Here is a 6,980-nt window from a genome sequence, read left to right on the forward strand (position 1 = left end):
GAGGGCCTGCCTCACATGCGCGCTGGGGCCCGCTCGACCACGGTCCAGGCCAGGCTGTCGTCGGCCCGCAGCACCGCGTCGACCAGGTGCGCCGAGCGGACACCGTCCGCGGCCGTCGGCAGTCCCTCCACCTGGTGGCCGGCCATGGCCGAGTAGGCGTCGTCGACGAACGCGCGGAAGCAGTCGCCGTACCCCTGGGTGTGTCCCGGCGGCAGGGTGGCCAGGCGGCGCTGCTCGGCCGAGCCCCGGCCCGGATCCCGTACGAGCAGCCGGGCGCCCTCGGCGTCGCCGAGCCACACCGACTCCGGGTTCTCCTGGTCGAACACGGCGCTGCCGTCCGCGCCGTCGAGCTCGAACCAGAGCCGGTTCTTGCGTCCGGCCGAGACCTGCGACACCGTCAGCGAGCCCAGGACCCCGTCGGCCGTCCGCAGCAGGACGGCGGCGACGTCCTCGGTCGAGACCGGCCGCAGTCCGTCCGGCGCCGCCCCGTTCGTCCCGCTCTCCGGACCGTTCGGACCGTTCGGCTCACTGCTCGTTCCACTGTTCGGACTGAAGGTGTCACCGCTGCCCGCCGGGCGCGCCGGTATGGTGACGCCGAGCCGGGCCGTGACCTCGTGGAACCGTACCCCCGCCACCCACTCGACGAGGTCGCACCAGTGCGACCCGATGTCGGCGAAGGCGCGGGAGGGACCGCCCCGCGCGGCGTCGACGCGCCAGTTCGTGGTGCCGGTGTCGAGCATCCAGTCCTGGAGGTAGCTGCCGTGCAGGAGTTGCCAGGCGCCGAAGTCGCCGCTCATCCGGCGGGCCCGGATCTCGCGTACCAGCGGGTGGTAGCGGTAGACGTACGGGACGGCGAGCGTCCGGCCGGTCTCGGCGGACACCGCGGCGAGCCGCTCGGCGTCGGCGATCGACGTCGCGATCGGCTTCTCGCAGATCACGTGCTTGCCGGCCCGCATCGCCGCCACCGCCTGGTCGGCGTGCAGCGCGTTCGGCGTGCAGATGTGCACCACGTCGACCGCGTCATCGGCGAGTACGGCCGCCAGGTCCGGGTAGCGCGCCGGGACGTTCCACTCCTCGGCGAGCGCCGCCGAACGGCTCGGGGTGGAGCCGACGACGCCGCGCACGGTCGCGCCGACGCCGCGCACGGCCGCCGCGTGTACCGAACCGATGAAGCCGGCGCCGACGATCACGGCTTGAATATGCGGATGCGCCACGTTCAGACCTCCGGACAGGTGTATTGCCGTATAAGAGCATGATTGAGGCCATTGACAGCCACAAGATGCCGTCTTTAGTTTCGTCACATGCAAAAAGACGACGATCACGGACCGACACCTGTGGCCATCGCGCTGCGCAAGGTGCTCCGCATGATCGCCACCGGCGAGGCGACCAGCCGCGCGGCGATCGCGCGGCTCACGGGCCTGGCCCGTTCGACGGTGAGCCAGCAGGTGGACAGGCTGATCGAGCTCGGCATCGTCGAGGAGACCGAGTCGAGCCAGTCGGTACGCGGGCGGCCGCCCCGGGCGCTCACCATCAGCCCCCGCGCCGGTACCATCGTCGTGGCCGACGTGGACGTGGCCGCGACCCAGCTGGCGATCGCCGACCTCAGCGGCACCGTCATCGCCCGCGACACCGTCGACATGTCCGTCGACGGCGGTCCGGAGAAGCTGCTGGCCGTGGTGTCGGAGCGGTTGCGCTCGATGCTCGACGAGCACGACCATGATCCGGCCAGGGTCCGCCACGTGGTCGCCGGCCTGCCGGCACCGGTCGACTTCCAGCGCGGCTGCGCGGTACGCCCGCCGATCATGCCCGGATGGGACGGCTACCCCGTCGGCGACTACCTGCGCGGGCAGTTCGGCGCCGCGGTCACGGTCGACAACGATGTGAACCTGATGGCCCTGGGCGAGGCGACCCAGGACATGGCCGACACGCCCCTGCTGTTCATCAAGGTCGCCTCGGGCATCGGCGCCGGCATCGTGACGGCCGACGGCACGGTGCATCGCGGCGCCGACGGCGCGGCCGGCGACATCGGGCACATCCGGGCGCCCACGCGCCGCGACGTCGTCTGCAGATGCGGCAAGACCGGCTGCCTGGAGGCCGTGGCGAGCCATCGCGCGGTCCTCGCCGACCTCGGCATCGCGCCGTCCTCGTTCGACGACCGGCTGCACGCCTCACGCGAACTGGCCCGCCTGGTGGCCGACAGCGACACCAGCGCGCTGCACCGGATCCGCCAGGCGGCCACCGACATCGGCGAGGTGGTGGCGATGCTGATCCACACGCTGAATCCGCGCACGCTGGTGCTCGGCGGCCCGTTGAGCGAGCTGCAGGATGAGATCCTGTCCGGAGTCCGTGCCGCGGTGTACGAACAGGCGTTGCCCCTGGCGACGCGCAAGCTCATCATCATGCCGAGCCAGCTCGGCGCCGACGCGGGGATATTCGGCGCGATCGCGCTGGCCAGCCGGGAGGCCTTCAGCCAGGCGGGGGTGGGGCGCCTGCTCGCCGAGGCGTGACCGTTCGCGGACACCTTTGGCTACGGATCATCACTGACCGCCGTCGTGTCGAGCCGGTTCGTCGCGACGCCGCATCCCGTCGAGAACGATGCGGAGCAGGTGCCGGGCTCTGGCCTCCCACTCGGTCTCCTCGAGGCGGGTCAGATAGCCGGTGAGGAGAATGACGTCGCGGACGTCGACGTCGGAACGGATGGTTCCGTCCGCCTTGCCGGCGTCGAGGAGAGTGTTCAGCGCATCACCGATCGGGCCCAAGCTGTGCGCCGCGAGGCCCTGCCACACCGACGCTTCGACGGCGGCGAACACCCCGCGTTTGACCTGCGCGTAGTCGACGACTCGGTCGAACCAGCGAGCCAGCGCCGTGAGCGGCTCGTGCTCGCCGAGCAGTGCCGGCGCTACCGCCACCAACTCGTCGACCTCCTCCCGGTAGACCTCGATGAGCAGCGCCTCCCGGGTCGGAAAGTGGCGATAGAGGGTGCCCTGCCCGACTCCTGCGTGCTTGGCGATCGCATTGAGCTTGATCTCGTCCGCGTTCGCGATGACCGCTCGTGCGGCCTGGATGATCCGGTCGCGGTTGTCGGCGGCGTCGGCTCGGCGCCCGGTTGGGTTCATCGTTCCTCTGCTTTGCTAAGCGGACACGTGTCCGGTAGCTTGAAGTCGAGCGGACACGTGTCCACTTTACCTTGAGGAGATTCCCATGACAGCCATCGACGGCAAGGTCGTCGCCATCACCGGAGCGAGCAGTGGCATCGGTGAGGCCACGGCACGCCTGCTCGCCGAGCGCGGCGCGGCGGTGGTCCTCGGCGCGCGCCGGACAGAACGCCTCGACCAGCTCGTACGGGACATCCGCGATCGTGGCGGACGTGCCATCGCCTGCGCCACGGACGTCACCCGGCGCGGGGACCTCGAACGACTTGTCGGCCAGGCCGTGGCGGAGTTCGGCCGGCTTGACGTGCTGGTGGGCAACGCCGGCATCGCCCGGATCGGCCCCGTGAGCGACCTCGACGTCGACGGCTGGGACGCGATGATCGACGTCAACCTGCGGGGAGTGCTGTACGGCATCGCCGCCGCCCTGCCGGTGTTCCGCCGGCAGGGCCACGGCCATCTGGTGACCACGGTGTCGACGTCGGGCCTGAAGATCGTGCCTACGCAGGCGGTCTACGCGGCGACGAAGAACGCCGTACGCACTCTGTTGGAAGGCCTTCGGCAGGAGTCGACCGATGGCGTGCTGCGGACGACGGCGATCTCGCCAGGCGTCGTCCGTACCGAACTCACCAGCTCGATCGACGACACGCAGGTCCGCGAGCAGATCCGCCGCAACATGGACGGGTTCGGCATCGAGCCGGAGGCCGTCGCCCGCGTTGTCGCCTTCGCCATCGAACAGCCCCGGGATGTCGAGATCGGCGAGGTCACCATCCGCCCGACCGTCCAAGGCTAGGAACGCTCTGGCCTGCTGAGCCGGTGAGCGATAGACGGCCCGCCGAAGTGACAGCCGGCGCGCGTCCCCACTGGGCCCACCGGCCTGAGCCCCTGCGCCGCCCGCCAGCCGTTACGGGGTAGTGAGCGGTTCGGCCTGGTACGCCCGGTGCAGGGCCGCCTCGAAGGCCGGCGCGTCGGGCAGAGGCACGGAGCCGATGCGACGCACTGGAACGGCCGGCGTCCACGAGTTCATCACCACGGCCCCGGCCATTCCTGGCAGGTCGGCGGGCCGGATCTGCTGGACGCGCTGGGGGACCCCGAGCCGGTCGAGTTGCCGGCGGACGATGCCCATCGTGGTCCCGGTCAGCATCTCGGCTTCGGGCCACACCACCGCCGTCCCGTCCCAGAAGGCCAGGTTCCAGATCGACGCTTCGCTGAGCCGCCCCCGGCGGTCGACGAAGGCGGCGTCGTCGAAGCCCTCCACGACGGCCTGGCGGAGATAGTACGTCTTGGCCACCTCCCCGACGTGCTTCACCGCCGGAAGCACTCGTTCATGCTCCACCACCGCCAGCGCGAGCGGCCCCCGGGGTCCGGACGCCGCTGGACCGGTACGGACGAGCAACTCGGGCTCGGCGTCCGCCGGCGTGAACTCACCCGCGGGAGAGAACACCGTGGCCATCAGAGAGAGGTCGGCAGGTCCGGCCTGGACGGCTGCCCGCAACAGGGCTCGTACCCGGTCGTCGGGCACCGCGCGCCCGAAGAGCGTCGCTGAGGCCGTCCGCAGCCTTTCCAGGTGCAGATCCAGCCCCCGGACCTGGCCGCCGCGCACCTGCATGGCGGTGAAGTGGGCATACCCGGCGAATGCCAGCGGCGCAAGGTCCATGGCGTCGGCCACCCGGCCGTCACGTTGCACAACGAAAGAAGACATACCACGCTCCAGCTGTACGGAATGTGCGTTTCCCGGGCGACGTTAAGGCTTGACATCAATGGCAGGGTCAATCTGGGAGGGAAGCCGGCGCATGCTGATCGGTGAGTTGTCTCGGCGCACCGGGGTCAGCACGCGGCTGCTGCGGTACTACGAGGCACAGGGAGTGCTGGAGGCCGGTCGCGGCGCGAACGGCTATCGCTTCTACGACGAGGACTCCGTGGTCACGGTGCGTCAGGTGCGCGCGCTGCTCAAGGGGGGCCTGTCGACCGAGGTGATCCGCGTGGTGTTGCCGTGCGCGCGCGGCGAGCGTCCGGACTTCGAGTGGTGTGCCGAACTCTGGGAGACTCTGAACGGCGAGCTCCAGGCCATGGACAAGCGCATTGACGATCTCCAGCGCAGCCGCGGCGCCCTGGCGGGCTTCCTCACCCGGCCCTGACCGATCAGGACCACCCGCACATCGAGCCCATCGACTCGACGATCATTTTGAGGCGGGCTCTCGCTGGGTGCAGCCCTCTGTCGGGGGTGCCTGATCTGGGCGCTCTGTTGTCCAGCACCGGTCGCCAGGTCGTTACGGCTCGCCGCGAATTTCCAGAATCCCGGCGCGACGGGAGGAAAGTCCTGCACAGTGTGATCATGATAAATCGCCGGTAACGCCGGGAGCTCCCGGACCACTACCTGATGCAGAAGCACCGCCTCTGCCGCTGGACGGCACGAGGCGGTAACCGATCGTATCGGAGTACGAGATCAAGACATCACATCGCCATGGCATGGACGACCGGCGCCGCGTCCCGTTAGCGCGCTCGCTCGCCCGGAGTTGCCTCTCCGCCGCCCTCGCCCTGGCCTTCCTCGCAGCAGCCCTTTCCACGAGCGTCGTCCCGAGCGAGTTCCGCACACGCGGGGCGGAAGAGGTCGTCAGCGCCATCGACGCCCGGCCCAACGACGGCTCCGGCTACTGGCCGGACTTCTCGAACACCGGCTATGCCAACACGCCGGCCAACGCCGGAGGACTGGGCCTGGGCGCGTACCCGGGCAAGCTCACCGACTACGCGTCGGGCATGAGCGCGGACAAGCCGCTGAGGCTGGAGTTCCCGGACAACAGCGTCATCTCCTACAAGCGCTTCCTGGGCTTGAAGGTGCTGATCTACGGCGACAACCTCACGTTCGTCGGCTGTCTGTTCGAGGGCACCAACCCCAACGACAATCTCGTCCAGATCTACTCGGACAACAACATCAAGTTCCTGTACTCGACGTTCAAGCCGAACTCCTACGCGATGCCTCCCGGCAACGACGGCACCGTCTCGTCGTCCCACTCCAAGCCCGGCACGCCCTTCGACAAGTCCTGGCAGCTGGCCACGACGATGAAGGAGGCCGTGGCCGTCATGGATCACAACGACATCTGGGGCAACGCGGGCATGATCATGGTGACGGGTTTCCCGGGCCGCCCGTCGACCTGGACGAACAACTACATCCACGACATGGCCGACACATCGCATGATGTCTACCATCACGACGGCATAGGCCCGCAGAGCGAGGGCAACGGCGGTCCGATGATCGTCGACCACAACACCCTGGCCTCCGTGGGCAACACCAACGGCCTGGCCCTGCAGGGCAGCGGCGTGTACGACCACATCTCGGTCACGAACAACTATGTCTCCGGCTGGGGTTACGCGCTCTCCATCGGCGTGACCAACAACGCCACGAACATCACCGTCACCGACAACGTCTTCTCGGCCGAACTCGAGCAGCTGTACGGCTTCCTGTACGGCAACATCTGGGGCGGATCGGCGCGCGGCTCCACCTGGCGCCGCAACCTCATCCAGGCCCGTACGGGAGATGACAACCGCACCTATACGACCGCCGACCACGGCAAGTATCTGTGGCCGAGCGGCCAGACCCATGCCACCGACTACACAGGCTGACACTCTTCCCGCGTGACGCACGCCGGACGACTCGCTGCTCTTCGTGATCCACACGCCCCGAAGAGCAGCGAGGCCGCGACCGGCCACCGGTTTCCGGAGAGCCTTTTCCGGCCGGCAGCGCTACAGCCGCCGCGCCGTCGTGGACGGGCCGCCGGCCCCATGAAAGCGGCGCCACCGGGTCGCGGTAGGCGGCCCGAGAACCGCCCGCGC

General features: G+C 69.3%; 7 protein-coding genes. 4 read left to right on the forward strand and 3 right to left on the reverse strand.

Going from position 1 to position 6,980, the window contains the following annotated elements; translation table 11 throughout:
* Positions 1–11: 11 nt before the first annotated feature.
* Positions 12–1,190 carry a Gfo/Idh/MocA family oxidoreductase gene (locus AB0B61_RS49590; RefSeq protein WP_358448038.1) on the reverse strand — a complete coding sequence of 393 codons (1,179 nt, stop codon included), beginning with the start codon at positions 1,188–1,190 and terminating at the stop codon, positions 12–14.
* A 111-nt stretch (positions 1,191–1,301) separates the two neighbouring features.
* Between AB0B61_RS49590 and AB0B61_RS49595 the strand changes: the two genes are divergently transcribed.
* Complete coding sequence (locus tag AB0B61_RS49595) at positions 1,302–2,507, forward strand: ROK family transcriptional regulator (RefSeq protein ID WP_358448039.1); 1,206 nt, start codon at positions 1,302–1,304, stop codon at positions 2,505–2,507.
* 30 nt (positions 2,508–2,537) lie between these two features.
* Here AB0B61_RS49595 and AB0B61_RS49600 read toward each other — a convergent pair whose 3' ends face one another.
* Entirely contained in the window at positions 2,538–3,116 is a 579-nt protein-coding gene (locus AB0B61_RS49600) for a TetR/AcrR family transcriptional regulator (protein WP_358448040.1), read from the reverse strand.
* 85 nt (positions 3,117–3,201) lie between these two features.
* Between AB0B61_RS49600 and AB0B61_RS49605 the strand changes: the two genes are divergently transcribed.
* The gene (locus tag AB0B61_RS49605) at positions 3,202–3,942 is read left to right on the forward strand and encodes an SDR family oxidoreductase (RefSeq protein WP_358448041.1); all 741 of its coding nucleotides are present in this window, start codon (positions 3,202–3,204) and stop codon (positions 3,940–3,942) included.
* Positions 3,943–4,053: 111 nt separating this feature from the next.
* Here AB0B61_RS49605 and AB0B61_RS49610 read toward each other — a convergent pair whose 3' ends face one another.
* Entirely contained in the window at positions 4,054–4,851 is a 798-nt protein-coding gene (locus AB0B61_RS49610) for an aminotransferase class IV family protein (RefSeq protein ID WP_358448042.1), read from the reverse strand.
* 91 nt (positions 4,852–4,942) lie between these two features.
* Here AB0B61_RS49610 and AB0B61_RS49615 point away from each other — a divergent pair, with 91 nt between their 5' ends.
* Together AB0B61_RS49615 and AB0B61_RS49620 are read left to right on the forward strand one after the other, a co-directional pair.
* A complete protein-coding gene (locus tag AB0B61_RS49615; protein ID WP_358448043.1) occupies positions 4,943–5,287 on the forward strand; it encodes a MerR family transcriptional regulator in 345 nt (114 codons plus the stop codon).
* A 331-nt stretch (positions 5,288–5,618) separates the two neighbouring features.
* Positions 5,619–6,770, forward strand: coding sequence for a hypothetical protein (locus AB0B61_RS49620; RefSeq protein ID WP_358448045.1), 1,152 nt, complete (start codon positions 5,619–5,621; stop codon positions 6,768–6,770).
* Positions 6,771–6,980 lie beyond the last annotated feature (210 nt).

The sequence above is a fragment of the Nonomuraea sp. NPDC049158 genome, from assembly GCF_040648335.1.
Lineage (GTDB): Bacteria > Actinomycetota > Actinomycetes > Streptosporangiales > Streptosporangiaceae > Nonomuraea.